The organism is Nonomuraea sp. NPDC059194, assembly GCF_042754765.1.
In the GTDB taxonomy this organism is placed as follows: Bacteria; Actinomycetota; Actinomycetes; order Streptosporangiales; family Streptosporangiaceae; genus Nonomuraea.
This window is the reverse complement of sequence record NZ_JBHZBH010000004.1, coordinates 259,938-275,516: the sequence shown is the minus strand read 5'-3', so window position 1 is coordinate 275,516 and position 15,579 is coordinate 259,938. Positions and strand designations below refer to the sequence as shown.

The window sequence follows — 15,579 nt, the reverse complement described above, 5'->3', positions numbered from 1 at the left end:
ATAGTCAGAATCTCGCGAAACCCTGGGCAATGTCCAGAGGGGTCGGCTCGGTCGCCGGCAAGTCAGCCGGGTAGGCGTTGGCCGCCATGCCGGCGCCGCCGGGCCGGAAGGCGGCCGGGGCGTGCACCACGGTGCTCTGGACGTACTCCAGCAGGCCCTCCTCGCCGTATTCACGGCCGTAGCCGCTCCGTTTGACCCCGCCGAAGGGGGCGCGCAGCGACATGCCGGTGCGGTTGTGGGTGTTGACGAAGACGAACCCCGCTTCGAGCCGGTCGGCCACGGCGAAGGCGCGCTCCTCGTCGGCCGACCAGACGGAGGCCGCCAGCCCGAGTTCGCTGTCGTTGGCTCTGGTGACCGCCTCGTCCTCCGTGTCGTACAGGAGCAGCGGCACGGCGGGGCCGAACTGCTCCTCGGCCACCAGCGGCGCGTCATCCGGCAGGTCCGTCGCAAGGACGGGGGTCACGAAGTGTCCGGTGCCGAGGTCCCCGGTGGACCGGCCGAGCGGCACCGCCGTATCAGGGATGAGCGCTCTCATCCGGTCGACGGATGCTGCGGAGATGACGGGTCCCATGGTCACGCCGGGGGTCAAGGGGTCGCCGACGAGGAGGACCCTCTCGGCCGCTCGGACGTAGGCCGCGATGAACTCGTCGGCCCTGCTACGCGGGACATACAGGCGTTTGGCGGCCATGCACACCTGGCCGCTGGTGGCGAACGACGCCATGACCAGGCGCTCGTAGTCGCTTTCCGTCAGGGAGAAGTCGGGCAGCAGCAGAGCGGGATCGTTGCCGCCCAACTCCATGACCGTGGGCGTGAGCATCGCCCCAGCGGCCGCCGCGATCTGCCTGCCTGCCGAGTCGCCGCCGGTGAAGGCCACCTTGCGGACCAGGGGATGGCTGACGAGCGCCTGCCCCGCGGTCGCACCGCCGTGAACGACCTCGACACAGGGCAGCGTGGCGGCCACCTCGCTCACCGCCAGCGGGGCGAGGGGCGAGGGCTTGAGCACGCAGGTGTTGCCCGCCACCAGGGCGGGGGCGAGTTTGAGCATCGCCAGGATGATCGGTGCGTTCCAGGGTGTCAGACAGACCACGACGCCGTACGGCCTGCGCCGGATGACCAGCCTCCCGGCGCTGTCGTCGAACCTGCTGTCGTCGAGCAGCCGGGGAGCGTGGTCGCAGACCCACCGCAGGTAGGCCAGCGCGAACATGATCTCGCCCCGGCAGTCGGCAAGGGGCTTGCCCGACTCCCTGGCCAACAGGACGGCCAGTTCCTCGACCCGCGTTCCCACCGTGTGGGCGCTCTGGCGAAGGGCGGCGATCCGCTCGGTCAAGGCCAGCGCCGACCAGTCTCGGCCGGCGACCTCGGCTCGACGGACGGCGGCATCAGGGTCGGTCACGGGGACGCTGCCCACCACCTCCGTGATCCGCGCCGGGTTCTCTCGGTTGATCATCCCGGCTCCCTGAGCGAGGAGATCAGGCAGGCGCGCAGCAGGTACGCCCGGGCCGCCTCCCCGTCAGCCGCCAGCGCCCGCAGCTCGTCGTGGCGGTCGGGGGAACGCATCCTCTCCCAGTTGCCATGACTGATCATTTGTACGTGCCCCAGCGCCACCTCCCTCCGCTTCTCGGCCACTTCCGCGAGCGAGGCCTCGCCCAGCAGCGCACCGGCCATCAGGACGGCGTCGTGGATGCCGCTGTTCATGCCGAGCCCGCCGAGCGGATTGTTCACATGTGCCGCGTCCCCCGCCAGCAGCACCCGGTCATGCAGGAAGCGCGCCGCCACCCGCTGATGTACCCGGTAGAGCGTGGTGTGCCGTACCTTCCAGTCCCGCCCAGGATCGGCGACGGCGCGCAACCGGTCCTGCAGCTCACCCGGGCCCGCAGGCAGCAGTACCCGCCAGTGGTCGGGGGTGCGCAGCAACACCAGCCACTCCTCGGGATCGAAGACGTAGTTGATCGGGGCGATGCCGGGCAGCAGCGCTTCCAGGTCTTCGTCGACCGACGCCACGAGAAAGCTCTCCGGATAGGTCATGCCCTCGAAGGGAATGCCGAGCGCCTGCCGTACCGCCGAATGGGCGCCGTCGGCCGCGATCAGCCAGTCACCCGTGAAGCGAGTGCCGGCGGCGGTCGTCACCACGCGATCCTCGACCTCGCGTACCTCCTGGCCGAAAAGGACCTTACCCCCGTGCCGTCGCACGTGCTCCAGCAGGATCGGGGTGAGCTTGCTCTGCTCACACTGCACGCGAAAGGGGTACGGCGTGTCGCCCGCGAGCACGCCCAGATCAAGCGTGGCGATCGGGCCGCCACGGCGATCGCGGTACTGGAAGGTCCTGGCGAGCAGGCCCCGCTCCATGAGCTCGTCCGCGACTCCGAGCGTGGCGAGCATCTCCAGCGTCGGCGGGTGAAAGGTGGAGGCCCGCGAGTCGGCGGACAGTCCTGCTCCCGCCTCCAGCACGGTGACCGGCACACCGCCCCGCGCCAGCGTCAGCGCGGCGGTCAGCCCCACGGGCCCCGCTCCGGCCACGATCACCCTGGTCATGCTCTGCCCTCGACGCCGACCACCCTGGCCCCGGTGAAGAACAGGATGGTCTCAGCCGTTCCCTCCTCGCCCAGACCTGACAGGCCCCAGGCCGGACGCGGAGTGAACAGGTGCAGGCTCATCACGCTGGAACCGTTGACCTTGACCTCGCCCGCCCGCACCTGACGAGCGACCGCGAGCGCACGCTCCTCGTCACCGCCGACCACATATCCCTCCAGTCCGTACTGCGTGGCATTGGCCAGCGCGACGGCCTCCTCGACCGTGTCGTACGGCACGACGGCGGCGACGGGCCCGAAGATTTCGTCGGCAAGATCGGTCCCGTTGATCAGTGTGGGAGCCAGGAAGCTTCCCTTGTCTGGAACGTGGCCATATGGGGCCGCCTGGCCGCCGGCCTCGGTGATAGCCGTCAGGACGCGGCTCAGGTGAGCCGAGTGGACGAGCGGACCGTACTCTGTCTCCTCGACGAGCGGGTCGCCCACGCGGAGCGCGGCGAGCCTGCGTCCTGTCGCCTCCACGATGTCACCGAGGAGGGTGCGGGGCACGATGAGCCTGCCGAGCGCCCTGCACCACTGACCGTTGAGGGCGGTCAGCAACTCGGCTGCGGCGTCGGCGGCGGCAGTGACGTCGGCGTCGGGCATGACCACGAGCGGGTTGTTCCCACCCAGCTCCAGCTGTGCCGGCCGCAGGTGGGTTGCGGAGAGGACGGCCACCGATCGGCCGCCCGCGAGGCCACCGGTGAAGGAGACCGCCCTGATCCGCGCATCCTCTGCCAACTGCGCGCCGGTGCGTGCCCCGCCATGGACCAGCTGGAAAACGCCTGGCGGTAGCACCTCATCCAGCACCTCGGCGAGCGCCTGGGTCCCGTAGGGCGCGTACTCGCTCACCTTGAGGATCACCGGGCAGCCCGCCGCCAGCGCGCTGGCGGCCTTGTGGGCGGCCATCGGCGCGGGCGCGTTCCACGGCACCAGGCAGAGCGCGGGGCCCCACGGCCTCCGGCGCACCTCGACGCCGTCCCGAGTGGAGGCCAGCAGGCCCGCTCGCACCTGGGCGGCGGCCAGGGCGAAGGCGCCGTGGACGATCGCCGAGAGCGAGGTGGTCTGTCTGATCGGCACGCCTGTCGCGAATGCCTCCAACGCGGCGATCCGCTCCACCCGCGTCGTTGTCTTTCCCGGTTCGATGGGCTGGACCAGCTCGGCGGAGACCCTCTCCAGCAGCGTGGCCCGCTCCTCCGCCGAGGTGGCCGCCCATGATGCGGCCACCCGGTCGGCGGTCGCGAGCGCCGCCTCCACTCGCGTGTCGGAGGAGCCGAGCGCCCTGGCGAAGGACTCACCCGTGGCCGGGTTCTCCAGGTCGAACCCGAGGTCCTCGGTACAGGGCGCCCACTCGCCGCCGACCAGGTCGGCGGGCCTCATCACCGCTCCGCCGTGGCGAAGAGCTCGTTCTCCTTGGCCTGCGTGACCATCTGCGCGGCCTCCAGCCGCCCACGCTCGGCGGGAAAGGTCATCACCAGCCCCATGGCCAGATCCCGCAGCGCCCGCCCGACGACTCCGCCCATCATCGCCCCCGACGTTCCGGACGCTTTGAAGGCTCCGAGCGCCACCTGGTAGCAGGCCTCGGTGACCGCTCCCTTGCCCAGCCGCCACTGCCGGAACACCTCTGCCTTGGGGCGAAGCGGAGGTTCGGAGGTCTCCAGCAGCAGCTGCCTGCGCAGCCACAGGTAGGCCGTCTCCAGGTTCGCGGTCATGTCGCCGATGAGCTGCTGGTGCATGGGGGAGGAGGCGATCGGCCGCCCGGTGTCGGCGAAGGTCTTGCGCGTGAGCTGTTCGATCACGACGTCGTAGACGTTCTGCGCGCACCCGGCGTAGACGGCGGCGATAGCCAGTTGGTTGCCGACGAAGCTGCCCCGGCTCATCTGCAACATGCGCGTGAACGCCCCCGGGATGGCCAGGCCCTCGTCGTCGGAAACGAACACTCCGTCCAGTCTGATGCCGTTGTTGGCGGTGGCCCGCATCCCCAGCCCGTCCCAGGGCGCCCGGGTGGAGACACCCGGTGCGTCACGTGGCACGAAGAAGGTCACCAGTCCCTCGGCGGTCTGCGAGCCCTCGAGTTTGGCCGTGGTCAGGTAGTAGTCGGCGACCCCTGTCGCGCATCCGAAGGACTTCTCGCCGTCCAGCGTCCATCCTCCGGCGCTTCGGCGGGCCGTGGTGGCGATGGTGATGTTGGCGCTCGAGCTCTTGACCGACTCGGAGGCGAAGTTGGCCAGCCATGCCCCCGACGCCATCCTGGTCAGCACCTTCTCGGCGAAAGCACGCACCACCGGAATCTCATCGCCGGAAAACAGCCCCGCCTCGATCGCCTCCAGAGGAAGCAGCCCCCGCGAGGCGCTGGTGTTGTGGAAGAAGTAGGCCAGCGCGGTCGACGGGCACGCAGTGCCCAGGGCGAAGGTCGCCGCGGCCAGGTCACGCAGTGTCCCGCCGAGCCCGCCGTACTCCTCCGGCACGACCAGCCCGAGCAGCCCCGCATCCCGCAGCATCGTGACGTGCTCGGCGGGGAAACGAGCCTCCTCGTCGGCCTTGGCCGCGGCGGCGCGCAGTGCGGGCAGTACCGATTCCACCCGCTCGGCACGGGCACGTTCGGCGCCGCTCATGTCGTCGACGAGCCGTTCACCCGTCAGTCTGTCGTTCACGCCTGTCCCCTTCAGCATGTTCAGCATGTGAATCGATAGGTTCGTCCGGGCAGGACAGAGCCCCACGAGCTCTCCAGCTCCGTGGCGCTGGCGATCAGGGCGGCGCGGTCGACGGAGCTGTCGACCTCGAGCTGGCCGGCCAGGAACAGGATGTCCTCGGCGGGCAGAGCGCCGTCCACACCGCCCAGGGTGGTGTCGAACCGCCAAACACCGCTCTTCATCGCCACCAGTGCGTTCACCAGGCCGATGCCGTGCCGTTCCCGCAGCCCGACACGGAGGGCCGCCCCGTCTGCGGCGGCCGCGGCGTCCTGGAGGAGGCGGCGGACCCCGACCGGGGTGGCGGGCGAGCCGCCTTCCTCAAGGGTGATCTCGTCACAGCCGAGCGACGCGAGCCGCGCGACCATCGAGACCACCCGATCCGGCTCGGCGAACGCGTCAGGGAGATGCGCCACCGTGGCCAGCCCCGACCTCTGTGCCTCCACCACGATGCGGTCCTGCGAACCCGCCATGAACTCCACGACACCGACCCCGGCTCTGACCACGCCCGCGACCTGGTCGGCCCGGGCGATCAGGGCGGAGGCGGTGGCCGGATCGAGCTCGTCGCGCGGCGGCGCCTCGCCGTGCAGGTCCGCCAGGCGCACACGCATGCCCGCTGCTCGCAGTGTCCGCGCGAGCCGCGTCACCTCGAATCCCCGAGCACGGAGTACGGCGAGCAAGCCTGTGTCCGCCACGGCGATGTGATCGGGCAGCGGGTCGGCCAACTGGCTCCAGGTCCGCGAGTGGAACAGCACCGGCGCCACCCGCCGTGGCGTGGCGGCGGCGAGCACCTCGCCGACGAAGATCGTGTGGTCGCCGCCCGGGTAGGCGTGCGCGACCCGGCAGTCGAGCCACCCGACGGAGTCCATCAGCACCGGTGATCCGGTCGGTCCTGCCGCCCAGGCGTTGCCGGAGAAGCGGTCGGGCTCGTGCCCGGCGAACCGGCGGCCGAGCGCGGCCTGGTCCTTGCCGAGGATGCTGACCGCGAAGCTCCCGCGTTCCGTGACGAGGTGGTGGGTTCTGGTGCCGCGGGCCAGGCAGACCAGCACCATGGGAGGGTCCAGGCTGACACTGGAGAAGGCGCTGGCCGTCATGCCGTGCCAGTGTCCTGCGTCCCCCGTCGTCACGATCACCACGCCACTTGGCCACTGTGCCATGACCGCCCGGAAGTCCGTTTCCACAGCACCTCACTGTTTCTTCAATGGAAACGCTGTAACGCTGAAGGTAACAATTTGCCATTTCTCTGTCAACGTGACGACGTTTCCATCAGAGAAACTTTCGCCTTGCGTGCCACCGTCCGGCAACCCGCTCGCCCTTGGGGTCGCCGTCAGGCAAGGCGGCCGGCTGGCTGAAACGGTGCCGGGCGGCGGCGCCGCCTCCCGGCACCGCCGGATCAGCTGAGCGTCTGGATGACGCCGGCGCCGCGCAGTCCTTCGTAGTAGGCGCCGCCAGGGTAGAGGCCGGGGTCGGGAGAGCCGGAGACGTACCCGCCGGCCCATCCGGTGGCCAGCGTCTGGAGGGCGGCGACGTTCTGGGGCTGGGGCGTGCCGCAGGTCACCTTGCCGATGCCGTCGGCGCTCTCGCCCTCGGCGTCGGTGTGCGCCCCGGTGGTCAGTCGCACGCCGACGAACGGTTTGTGGATCTGCTCGATCAGCTCCGCGGTGCCGCTGGCGTTGCTGTTGCAGCTGTACGGCGGTGAGGAGATGGCCTGGATCGGGAGCTGTGTGTTGTCGAGGTGGTTCAGGGCGCTGCTCAGGTTGTTGCCTACCGGCGACTTCACCGGGTCGAGCAGCACCAGCCCGGCCAGCTTCGGCCAGGCGGACGGGTAGCCGCTCCGCAGTTCCTGCGCCACGTAGCTGACCGCCTCGCCGCCCGCCGAGTGTCCGACGAACACGAATTTCTCCGGCAGGTTCAGCTCGGGGCGCCCGGCCTTCGTCTTGGCGTCGGCGAAACTGCGCCCGAGCTTGTCGCGGGAGTCGGCGGCCTTGCCGAACAGGTCGGCGACGTTGTGCAGGAAGTCGGTGTTGTTGCCGATGTTGTTCACCGTGCAGCCGAACATGCTGGCCGAGGGCAGGGTCGGGGCGAAGACGAGGAAGCCCGCCGCGGCGTATTCGCCGGCCAGGTCGTTGAGGTGATCGTTGGCCCGGCTGAAGCCGTGCTGGAGCCAGACCAGACCCTTGGGGGTTCCGCTGGGGAAGTACCAATCACTGCTCTGCCGGTAGGTCAGGAAGGCGCAGCGGACCTCCACGGTGTTCTCGATCTTGGTGGTGGCGGCGTGTGCGGGAGGAGGGGTCAGTACGGCTGCAGCCATGGTGGCGGCGATCAGAGCGGAGGTGGAGCGGGGGGTGCGCATTCGGCGCCTCCGTTGCCCTGCTGTTTCGCACAATGAAACAGCGTTACCAGTCGGTCAACGCACAATGTGCACCAGGACGAGGCAGGAGTCAATGGCGGTCGCGAACCACGGCACCGTCTGCTCAGAACAGGGGGGCGGGGTAGGCGCGGACCGGCCGGTCGGCCTGCCACGGCTCATGGACGAGGGATGGCGGGGCGTCGGCGAGTTCGGGCACGTACCTGCGCACGTAGTCGCCGTCGGGGTCGAAGCGCCTGGCCTGGCGGATCGGGTTGAAGGCGCGGTTGGGGCGGGTGTCGTTGCCGGTGCCGGCGACCCACTGCCAGTTGCCCGAGTTGTTGGCCACGTCGCCGTCGAGAAGGTGCTCGAAGAAGTGGCGTGCGCCTTCCCGCCAGTCGATCCGCAGGTGTTTGACCAGGTAGGCGGCGGTGATCAGGCGGGCGCGGTTGTGCATCCAGCCCTCGGCGAGCAGCTGGCGCATGCCCGCGTCCACGATCGGAACGCCGGTCATGCCCGCGGCCCAGGCCTGGAGAGCGTCGGGGTCGTCGCGCCAGTGAAGGTTCCGCGGCCGGTAGTCGTCCCGCCCGATGCGGGAGAAGGCGTAGGTGACCTGGTGGTGGAAGTCGCGCCAGCACAGCTGCCTGGTGAACGCCGCGTTGCCGTGCGCGGCCAGTTCCAGGGGCGACAGGCAGCCGAAGCGCAGGTAGGGGCTGAGCCTGGAGGTACGGTCGCCGGCCAGGTCGTCGTGTCCGTCGGCGTAGCCGTCCAGGCAGTGCCGGGTCCACGAGCGCATGCGGGCGCGGGCGAGAGTCTCGCCGCCGCGCAGGTGGCTCCGCGGTGGTCCGTCGGGAAGGGCGCCGGGTTCCAGCACGCCGGGTGTGGTTACCGTGGCGGGAGCGGGTGCCCGATCTCGCCACGGCGTCTGGGTCCAGGCTCGCCAGTACGGCGTGAAGACCTTGTAGTGGTCGCTGCCGGCGGGCCGCAACTGGCCGGGCGGGACGACGGTGAGGCCCGGGAAACGACGCAGGTCGATGGGCTCGGCGGAAAGTCGCTGCTCCCTGCCGCGGGCCAGCGCGCTCACGTCGGCGCTGGTGTAGACCGCTTGAGCGCCGAGGTCGCGGGCCAGGCGCATGGTCTGGGTGACGGTGTCGCCGTGCCGTACGAACAGCTCGCCACCTCGGGCGCGCAGCGAGGCGCGCAGATCCGCCAGGCAGTCGAGCAGGAACCCCGTGCGGCAGCCGGCGGGTATCGCGGGGTCCAGCACGAACAGAGGGACGACATGCCTGGCCGCGGCGCACGCGGCGGCCAGCGCGGGGTGGTCGTGGACGCGCAGGTCCCGGTTGAACAGTACGATCACGGTCTCCATCACCGAGGTATTCGTGGCGGAGGCACCGCCGGTTGCAACCGCGGGGGGTCCGGCGTCCGAAAGAATGGCCGGGAGCGATGGCTGATCAGCGGGAGACGGCAGGGCAGGCGGGATACGGCATCGGTGCTGTGGCCCGGCGGCTCGGCGTGCCCGCGCCCACGCTGCGCACCTGGAACCTGCGCTACGGCATCGGCCCGAGCGGCCGCAGCCCCGGTGGTCACCGTCGTTACGACGAGGCGGATCTGCGCCGGTTGGAGGAGATGAACCGGCTGATTCACCAGGGGGTGGCGCCGGCGGACGCCGCGCGGGCGGCGCTTCGGCTGCGGCTGGAGGAGGTGGCGCGGCCGGCTGTCGCAGGAGCCGATGACTCGGGTGCGGTGTCGGCGGGTGCACCGGTGCCGTCGGCGGCGATGCTGGTCAGGGCGGCGACGGTGCTCGATGCCGGGGTGGTCGACGCGGGCGTCGCGGCGGCGATCGCGCGTCATGGCGTGGCGTGGACGTGGCAGCGGCTGGTGCTTCCGGTCTTCGAGGCGATCAGCGCGCGTCAGGCGCGCACCGGCGTGGGCGTCGAGGTCGAGCACGTGTTCTCCGACCGGGTCCTGGCGGCGCTGCATCCCCTGGTCGAGCGTCCTGCCGCGCCGGTCAACGGCCGTCCCGTGCTGCTGGCCTGCGCGGAGGACGAGCAGCACAGCCTGCCCGTGTACGCGCTGGGGGCGGTGCTGGCCGGGCCGATGGGGGTGGAGGTGCGGGTGCTGGGGGCGCGCACCCCGTACGTCGCGCTGGCCGACGCGATGCGGCGGCTGGGGCCGTGTGCGGTCTTCGTGTGGTCGCAGCAGGAGGTGACGGGCGATCCGGCCCCGTTGGGCGAGCTGCCGTCGTCGCGGCCGCCCTGCCGGGTGGTGGTGGGCGGGCCGGGCTGGTGGAGCGGCCTGCCGCGCGGGGTGGTCAGGGTGAGCTCACTGGACGAGGCGGTGAGGTGTCTGCTCGCCGCGACGAGCTGAGGCCGCGGCGAGCACGTTCCGCGGCATGCGTCCGAAGATCAGCCCGTGGAAGGGTGCCAAGGCCCACCAGTAGAGGTGGCCGAGCAAGCCGTGCGGATGGAAGATCGAGCGCTGGACGTAGACGGTGCGGCCGTGCCGCTCCCGGACGCCGAGCTCCAGCCAGGCCAGCCCGGGCAGCAGCATCTCGGCGCGCAGGCGCAGCAGGCGTCCCGGTTCGACCTCCTCCACGCGCCAGAAGTCGATGGAGTCGCCGACCCTGAGCCGGCGCGGGTCCCGCCGACCCCGGCGCAGGCCCACACCGCCGGCGATCCGGTCGAGCACGCCGCGTGCCTGCCAGGCGACGGGAAGCGAGTACCAGCCGTTGTCTCCGCCGATGCCCTCGATGATCTTCCACACCGCTTCCGGTGGAAGGTCGCAGGTCAGGGTGCGCCGGTCGATGTACAGGCTGCCGCCGGCCCAGTCGGGGTCGGTGGGCAGCGGGTCGCTGGGCGCACCCGGTGTGGAGGCCGAGGACCAGCGCGTCGCGACGTCGGCCTCCTTGATCTTCTGCAGGGCCAGGGTCAGCGCAACCCGGAAGCCGGTCAGGCCGTCCGGCGGGTCGGCGACGTAGGCCGCGATGTCGTGCTCACGGCACACGGCCTCGTTGCGCAGCGACTCCACCAGGGGGCGCGCGATGTTCGCGGGCACCGGGGTGACGAGTCCGACCCAGTGGCTGGACAGCCAGGGGCTCAGCAGTGGCACCGGGATGATCAGGCGGGGCGGCAGCCCGGCGGCCGCGGCGTACCCGTGCATCATGTCGGCGTAGGTCAGCACGTCCGGGCCGCCGATGTCGAAGGCGCGGTCGACCTCGCCGGGAGTGGATGCCCAGGCGCGCAGATAGTGCAGTACGTCGCGAACCGCGATGGGCTGGGTACGGCTGCGCACCCAGCGCGGCGTCGTCATCACCGGCAGCCGCTCGGTCAGGTGGCGCAGCATCTCGAAGGAGGCCGAGCCCGAGCCGATGATCACCGCGGCGCGCAGCACGACGGCGGGCACCGGGCCCTGGAGGAAGATCCGGGCCACCTCGGAGCGGGACCGCAGGTGCGGCGACAGCTCCTCGCCGGCGGTGAGCCCGCCCAGGTAGACGATCCTGCGGACGCCCGCCGCCGCCGCCGCGGCCGCGAACACCCGGGCCGCCCGGCGGTCGGACTCCGCGAAACCCCTGCCGCCGACCGGCGGCGAGCAACTCGGGGACCAGGCGTCCGCCGATGTAGCCCGTCGCTCCCGTCACCAGGCACGATGCCATCGTTCACGCTCTTCTGTCCGCGACGGCGGGGACATGATTACGCAGGCGGAGCGCGTCGGGATAGGGGGAGAAATAGCTCTGCTCCCGCACGTAGGAGGCGTCCTGGCCGCGCGCGTGGTGGCGGATCAACGTGGCCGGGACGCTGAGCGGCACCAGGCCCGCCTTGTAGGAGTCGATGACGGCCAGCAGATCGGCGCGGTGTGCGGGGTCGAGAAAGAGCATGCCCAGGCAGTGGTGAAGCACGTTGACGTTCCGGCCCGGGCTGGCCTTGGTGGCCAGGGCGCGCTGGAAGGTCAGCGCGTACTCGGCGGCCAGTTCGGCGCGCGGGCGGGAGCCCGCGCCGGCCACGATCCGGCCGGCCTGGCCGTAGAGCTCGGGGTTGTGGGCGAGGAGCTGCATCTTGTGCCGGGCGTGGAAGGCCACCAGGTCGCGGGGCCGCCAGTCGCCGTGCAGGAGCTCGCGCAGCCGGGCGTGGGCGAAGACGCGTTCGACGAAGGACTCGCGCAGCAGTGCGTCGTTGAGGCGCCCCTCGTCCTCGACGGGCAGCAGCGGATGCGCGGCGATGACGACGCCTGCGAACAGGCCGCGGTTGCGGCGGTCGAGCGGCGGGCCCTCCGCCCGGTAGAGAGGGACGCCATGGATGCCGCAGCTCGGGCTTCTGGCCTTGAACACGTACCCGTCCACCCGCAGGGCGGCGGCCCGCTCGTGCGCGAGTGCGCTCATGCGGTCGGTGAGGTCGGCGTGGGTCGTGCGCGTCATCAGGCGCGGGCCGCCGGGGGAGCTCTCCAAGCGCAGCGTCTCGCGGGGCGTGCCCAGCCCGGCCTCCATCTCCGGGCAGATGGGCACCCATTCGACGTAGGGGTCCAGCTGTCCGGTGAGGAAGCGGTCGCGGCTGTGGCCGCCGTTGAACCTCACGGGCTCGCCGAGCAGGCAGCTGGACACCGCGATCCTGGGCCGGGTCATGCCGCCGCCAGCAGCGTGTGCAGGCGGTGCAGGCCGCGGGCGGTCCTGGCCTTGACCGTGCCGATCGGCACGCGCAGGCGCTCGGCGATCTCGCGCTGGCTGAGCTCGCCCCAGTAGGCCAGCTCGATCGCCTGGCGCTGGACGGCGGGCAGCTCGGCCATGGCCCGGCCGAGCAGGTCGCGGTCGGCCAAGTCGTCGCTGTCGCGGCGGCCGTCGTGACCGGGCGGGTCGGCGACCGAGTCCAGCGACACCGTGGCCAGACGGCGGACCCGCAGGTGATCGACGGCGCGTCTGTGCGCGATGGCCAACACCCAGGCCTCCAGACTCCTGGCCGGGTCGAAGCGGTCCCTGCAGCGCCAGACCTCCGTGAAGACGACCTGGGTCACGTCGTCGAGGTCCTGCGGCGGAATCAGCCGGCGCAGGTAGGACCGGACCAGCGGCGCGTGCGTGCGGTAGCAGTCAGCGAGTATGTCCATCGTCATTTCCCCGAGCAAGATAACCTATTCAAAACTTATTCAACCTCGATGTTCGGGGACCGGACAACCAAACGCATGAAGATTCCCGGGCTCGGCCAAGCCTTCTCGAAGACGCGTGAGCCGGGGGCTCCCCTTCCTGGAGCCCCCGGCTCGGGTGAGCGCTATTCGGGCATGAGGACCTTGTCGATGATGTAGACCGTGGCGTTGGCGGTGGGCACGTTGCCGCAGACGACCTTGGCGCCGTTGACGGTGTAGTCCTCCCCGGAGCCTGTGACCGTCAGTTCGCCGCCCTGCAGGGTGACGAGCTTGGCGTCGGCCAGGTCGGCGGGTGCCTTCTTGCCCTTGACCACGTGGTAGGTAAGGATCTTGGTGAGCGCGGCCTTGTCGGCTAGCACCTTGTCCAGGGTCTCCTTCGGAATGGCGGCGAAGGCGTCGTTGGTGGGCGCGAAGACGGTGACGTCCTCGGCCGAGTTGAGCGTGTCCACCAGTCCGGCCTTCTTGACGGCGGTGACCAGGGTGGCCAGGGCCGGGTTGTGGCCGGCCGCGGTGGCGACCGGATCGTCGGCCATACCGGTGAAGCTGCCCTCACCCTGCGCCGGTACCGCCGAGCACGCTGGGCCGAACGGACCGTCGGCCATGCCGGCGGTGGTGGCCGGGGCGGGCTGGCTGGTGGTAGGGGCGGCACCGGTCATGGCCATGCCGGCGGTGGAGCCGGAGCCGCATCCGGTGACCAGGATCAGCGTGGTGACGGAAATGGCGAGGACGCCTGCGTACCTCATGGGATCTCCTTGATCGTGGTGACAGTGCTGGTCACACGACGGTGACCACGACCGAGTGCCAGCCGGTCGCCCCATCGGGGAACGGCGGGACCCGGGTCGGCGGTTGGGCGCGGCCGGTGCCGTCGGTCGCGCGGACTTCGAGGGTGTGAGTGCCGGGTACGGCCTGCCAGGTCCAGGCCCACTGGACCCAGGTGTCAGCGCTGGGGACGTCGGCGAGCCGTACCGGATGCCAGGGGCCTTGGTCGACGCGGACCTCGACCGCGGCGACACCGCGGTGCTGAGCCCACGCGAGGCCGGCCACGACGACCCGGCCGGGCTTCAGCTTGGCCAGTGCGGCCGGCACGTCGATCCTGGACATCGTCTTGATCGGAGCGTTGGTCGCCCAGCCGCGCTCGGTCCAGTACGCCCGCTCGGCTGCGTAGCGCGTCAGGCGCAGGTCGACAACCCATTTGGTGGCCGAGACGTAGCCGTACAATCCGGGGACCACCAAGCGGGCCGGATGGCCGTGCTCTGGCGGCAGCGGCTCGCCGTTCATGCCGATGGCCAGCATGGCGTCGCGGCCGTCCATGACGATGTCGAGCGGCGTGCCGGCGGTCCAGCCATCGGCCGATCTGCTGAACAGCTGGTCCGCGCCGACCGGGATGCCCGCCTCGCGCAGCAGGGCGGCGAGGGGGAGGCCGAGCCAGCGAGCGTGGCCCGCGTACGGGCCGCCTACCTCGTTGGAGACGCAGGTCAGGGTGATGTCGCGCTCGATCAGGCCGCGCTGGAGCACGTCGGCCATGGTGAGCTCGAGCGTGCGGACGCCGTGCACGCGCAGGGTCCAACGCGCCGCGTCGATTCTGGGGACTGACAGGGCGGTGTCGACGCGGTAGAAGTCAGCGTTCGGGGTGGTGAAAGGTGACAGGCCGGGAATGCGAAGGTCAGTGCCGACCGGAAGGGGTTTGGCCGGACTCGACGGCACGGGCAGCATGAACCTCGTCCCTGGCGATGCGGCGGGCAGCAACCGGGCGGCCAGCCCGCCCAGGCTCGCGAGCGCGACGACACCCAAGCCCATGCGCAGCACGATCCTGCGGTCCCGCATGGGCGCTTCCGCCGTGCGAGCCCCGGCCAGGCAGGTGAGCGCGGTGAGGGTGAAGGCGGCGGTGAGCGCGGCCACGAAGGCGGGCAACACATCCGACGGCACCGCTGCGGGCCTGCTCACGGCCGCCAGCGACGACACAACCCCGAGCGCGGCCACTCCTGCCAGCGCGAGCGCACGGTGGCGGACCGCGAGCACCCCGAGCCCGGCCGCAACGACCAGCAACGCCGACACGATGCCGCCGACGAGCACGGCCTTGTCCGCTGTGCCGAACGTCCGGACCGCGAACTCCTTGACCGGTTGCGGCGCCAGATCGATCGCGACGCCGCCGACCGTCACCACCGGTGAACTCTGTCCGCCGGTGTAGCGCGCGAGGAGTTCCGCGACCGCCAATGCGGCGGCCACGCTCAGCAGCCCTGTACAGGCTGCACCGATGGAGTGGTGTCGTGCTCGTCTCACACTCGGTATTTCGGAGCCCGGCGCCGTCCGGTTTGGTCGTGCGGCATGTGAGGGCGTCCCGCCGTCCGATACCTGCCGGGACCCTGAGCTGCGACATTCAGCTGCGCAAGGGTCGCCCGACGATCTTCTGGATCTGGCGGGCCGGGGGGATCAGCAAGCGTTCGCGCGCCTGTACGACCGGGTCGCCGGTTCGCTCTACGGCCTCGTGCTGCGGGTCGTGCGCGATCCCGGCCAGGCCGAAGAGGTCGCGCAGGACGCGTTGCCGGAGATCTGACGGGCCGCGCCCCGGTACGAGCTCGGCGCGGCACAGATCGCCGAGAAGCTGAACGCCACGACGTCACGTGACGAGCTGATCGTGTTGTGGTCGGCGATAGGTGAGGCGTGGGCAGCTCGCTGCCGACCCGATCCGAAACGGTTGACGCCCGCGGTCGAAGCCGCCGTCGGCTCGGTCGAAGGAGAGGTCGTGCCGCTCAACCGGTACACGAAGGACCGTGCCTACCGGAGTGAGCAACTCGACCTCGACCACCTGTCGCCGCCTAAGCCGATGTAAGGGCGGCTTCAGAACAGG

At 70.9% G+C, this 15,579-nt stretch carries 14 protein-coding genes and 1 pseudogene; 3 read left to right on the top strand and 12 right to left on the bottom strand.

The features are described from left to right. Nucleotides 1-4: 4 nt before the first annotated feature. From ACFXJ8_RS08525 to ACFXJ8_RS08495, 7 genes are all read right to left on the bottom strand, one after another. A complete protein-coding gene (locus ACFXJ8_RS08525; RefSeq protein WP_379643184.1) occupies nucleotides 5-1,447 on the bottom strand; it encodes an aldehyde dehydrogenase family protein in 1,443 nt (480 codons plus the stop codon). Beyond that, nucleotides 1,444-2,532 (bottom strand): FAD-dependent oxidoreductase, encoded by a 1,089-nt coding sequence (locus ACFXJ8_RS08520; protein ID WP_379643183.1) that lies wholly within the window; start codon nucleotides 2,530-2,532, stop codon nucleotides 1,444-1,446. The genes ACFXJ8_RS08525 and ACFXJ8_RS08520 overlap by 4 nt, the downstream gene beginning before the upstream one ends. Further along, nucleotides 2,529-3,944, bottom strand: coding sequence for an aldehyde dehydrogenase family protein (locus ACFXJ8_RS08515; RefSeq protein WP_379643182.1), 1,416 nt, complete (start codon nucleotides 3,942-3,944; stop codon nucleotides 2,529-2,531). Before ACFXJ8_RS08515 ends, ACFXJ8_RS08520 begins: the two co-directional genes overlap by 4 nt. Further along, nucleotides 3,944-5,218, bottom strand: a complete 1,275-nt coding sequence (locus ACFXJ8_RS08510; RefSeq protein WP_379643181.1) for an acyl-CoA dehydrogenase family protein — start codon at nucleotides 5,216-5,218, stop codon at nucleotides 3,944-3,946. The genes ACFXJ8_RS08515 and ACFXJ8_RS08510 overlap by 1 nt, the downstream gene beginning before the upstream one ends. Before the next feature lie 20 nt (nucleotides 5,219-5,238). Next, complete coding sequence (locus ACFXJ8_RS08505) at nucleotides 5,239-6,411, bottom strand: flavin reductase (RefSeq protein WP_379643277.1); 1,173 nt, start codon at nucleotides 6,409-6,411, stop codon at nucleotides 5,239-5,241. Nucleotides 6,412-6,647: 236 nt separating this feature from the next. Next, the gene (locus tag ACFXJ8_RS08500) at nucleotides 6,648-7,607 is read right to left on the bottom strand and encodes an alpha/beta hydrolase (RefSeq protein WP_379643180.1); all 960 of its coding nucleotides are present in this window, start codon (nucleotides 7,605-7,607) and stop codon (nucleotides 6,648-6,650) included. Between the two features lie 121 nt (nucleotides 7,608-7,728). Then, nucleotides 7,729-8,970, bottom strand: a complete 1,242-nt coding sequence (locus ACFXJ8_RS08495) for a cryptochrome/photolyase family protein (protein WP_379643179.1) — start codon at nucleotides 8,968-8,970, stop codon at nucleotides 7,729-7,731. A gap of 77 nt (nucleotides 8,971-9,047) precedes the next feature. On the opposite strand from ACFXJ8_RS08495, the gene ACFXJ8_RS08490 reads away from it, so the two are divergent. Beyond that, on the top strand, nucleotides 9,048-9,971 hold the full coding sequence (locus ACFXJ8_RS08490; RefSeq protein WP_379643178.1) for a MerR family transcriptional regulator: 924 nt from the start codon (nucleotides 9,048-9,050) through the stop codon (nucleotides 9,969-9,971). Here the strand turns inward: ACFXJ8_RS08490 and ACFXJ8_RS08485 are convergent. From ACFXJ8_RS08485 to ACFXJ8_RS08465, 5 genes and pseudogenes are all read right to left on the bottom strand, one after another. Continuing rightward, nucleotides 9,927-11,256 (bottom strand): annotated as a pseudogene (locus ACFXJ8_RS08485) (SDR family oxidoreductase). The gene ACFXJ8_RS08490 and the pseudogene ACFXJ8_RS08485 overlap by 45 nt on opposite strands. A 3-nt stretch (nucleotides 11,257-11,259) precedes the next feature. After that, nucleotides 11,260-12,219 carry a YbgA family protein gene (locus ACFXJ8_RS08480; RefSeq protein ID WP_379643177.1) on the bottom strand — a complete coding sequence of 320 codons (960 nt, stop codon included), beginning with the start codon at nucleotides 12,217-12,219 and terminating at the stop codon, nucleotides 11,260-11,262. Continuing rightward, nucleotides 12,216-12,695: an RNA polymerase sigma factor gene (locus ACFXJ8_RS08475; RefSeq protein ID WP_379643176.1), complete on the bottom strand. Its 480-nt coding sequence runs from the start codon at nucleotides 12,693-12,695 to the stop codon at nucleotides 12,216-12,218. Before ACFXJ8_RS08475 ends, ACFXJ8_RS08480 begins: the two co-directional genes overlap by 4 nt. Nucleotides 12,696-12,856: 161 nt before the next feature. Continuing rightward, nucleotides 12,857-13,474, bottom strand: a complete 618-nt coding sequence (locus tag ACFXJ8_RS08470; RefSeq protein WP_379643175.1) for a fasciclin domain-containing protein — start codon at nucleotides 13,472-13,474, stop codon at nucleotides 12,857-12,859. A gap of 31 nt (nucleotides 13,475-13,505) precedes the next feature. Beyond that, the gene (locus tag ACFXJ8_RS08465; protein ID WP_379643174.1) at nucleotides 13,506-14,957 is read right to left on the bottom strand and encodes a molybdopterin-dependent oxidoreductase; all 1,452 of its coding nucleotides are present in this window, start codon (nucleotides 14,955-14,957) and stop codon (nucleotides 13,506-13,508) included. 28 nt (nucleotides 14,958-14,985) lie between these two features. On the opposite strand from ACFXJ8_RS08465, the gene ACFXJ8_RS08460 reads away from it, so the two are divergent. Together ACFXJ8_RS08460 and ACFXJ8_RS08455 are read left to right on the top strand one after the other, a co-directional pair. Continuing rightward, complete coding sequence (locus ACFXJ8_RS08460; protein WP_379643173.1) at nucleotides 14,986-15,285, top strand: hypothetical protein; 300 nt, start codon at nucleotides 14,986-14,988, stop codon at nucleotides 15,283-15,285. A 141-nt stretch (nucleotides 15,286-15,426) separates the two neighbouring features. Further along, nucleotides 15,427-15,561, top strand: coding sequence for a hypothetical protein (locus tag ACFXJ8_RS08455; protein WP_379643172.1), 135 nt, complete (start codon nucleotides 15,427-15,429; stop codon nucleotides 15,559-15,561). Nucleotides 15,562-15,579: the final 18 nt, after the last annotated feature.

Excerpts from the sequence above, each read along its gene's own strand:
- ACFXJ8_RS08525 (WP_379643184.1), bottom strand. The coding sequence starts at position 1,447 with ATGATCAACCGAGAGAACCCGGCGCGGATCACGGAGGTGGTGGGCAGC.
- ACFXJ8_RS08520 (WP_379643183.1), bottom strand. The coding sequence starts at position 2,532 with ATGACCAGGGTGATCGTGGCCGGAGCGGGGCCCGTGGGGCTGACCGCC.
- ACFXJ8_RS08515 (WP_379643182.1), bottom strand. The coding sequence starts at position 3,944 with ATGAGGCCCGCCGACCTGGTCGGCGGCGAGTGGGCGCCCTGTACCGAG.
- ACFXJ8_RS08505 (WP_379643277.1), bottom strand. The coding sequence starts at position 6,411 with ATGGCACAGTGGCCAAGTGGCGTGGTGATCGTGACGACGGGGGACGCA.
- ACFXJ8_RS08500 (WP_379643180.1), bottom strand. The coding sequence starts at position 7,607 with ATGCGCACCCCCCGCTCCACCTCCGCTCTGATCGCCGCCACCATGGCT.
- ACFXJ8_RS08495 (WP_379643179.1), bottom strand. The coding sequence starts at position 8,970 with ATGGAGACCGTGATCGTACTGTTCAACCGGGACCTGCGCGTCCACGAC.
- ACFXJ8_RS08490 (WP_379643178.1), top strand. The coding sequence starts at position 9,048 with ATGGCTGATCAGCGGGAGACGGCAGGGCAGGCGGGATACGGCATCGGT.
- ACFXJ8_RS08480 (WP_379643177.1), bottom strand. The coding sequence starts at position 12,219 with ATGACCCGGCCCAGGATCGCGGTGTCCAGCTGCCTGCTCGGCGAGCCC.
- ACFXJ8_RS08475 (WP_379643176.1), bottom strand. The coding sequence starts at position 12,695 with ATGGACATACTCGCTGACTGCTACCGCACGCACGCGCCGCTGGTCCGG.
- ACFXJ8_RS08470 (WP_379643175.1), bottom strand. The coding sequence starts at position 13,474 with ATGAGGTACGCAGGCGTCCTCGCCATTTCCGTCACCACGCTGATCCTG.
- ACFXJ8_RS08460 (WP_379643173.1), top strand. The coding sequence starts at position 14,986 with ATGGAGTGGTGTCGTGCTCGTCTCACACTCGGTATTTCGGAGCCCGGC.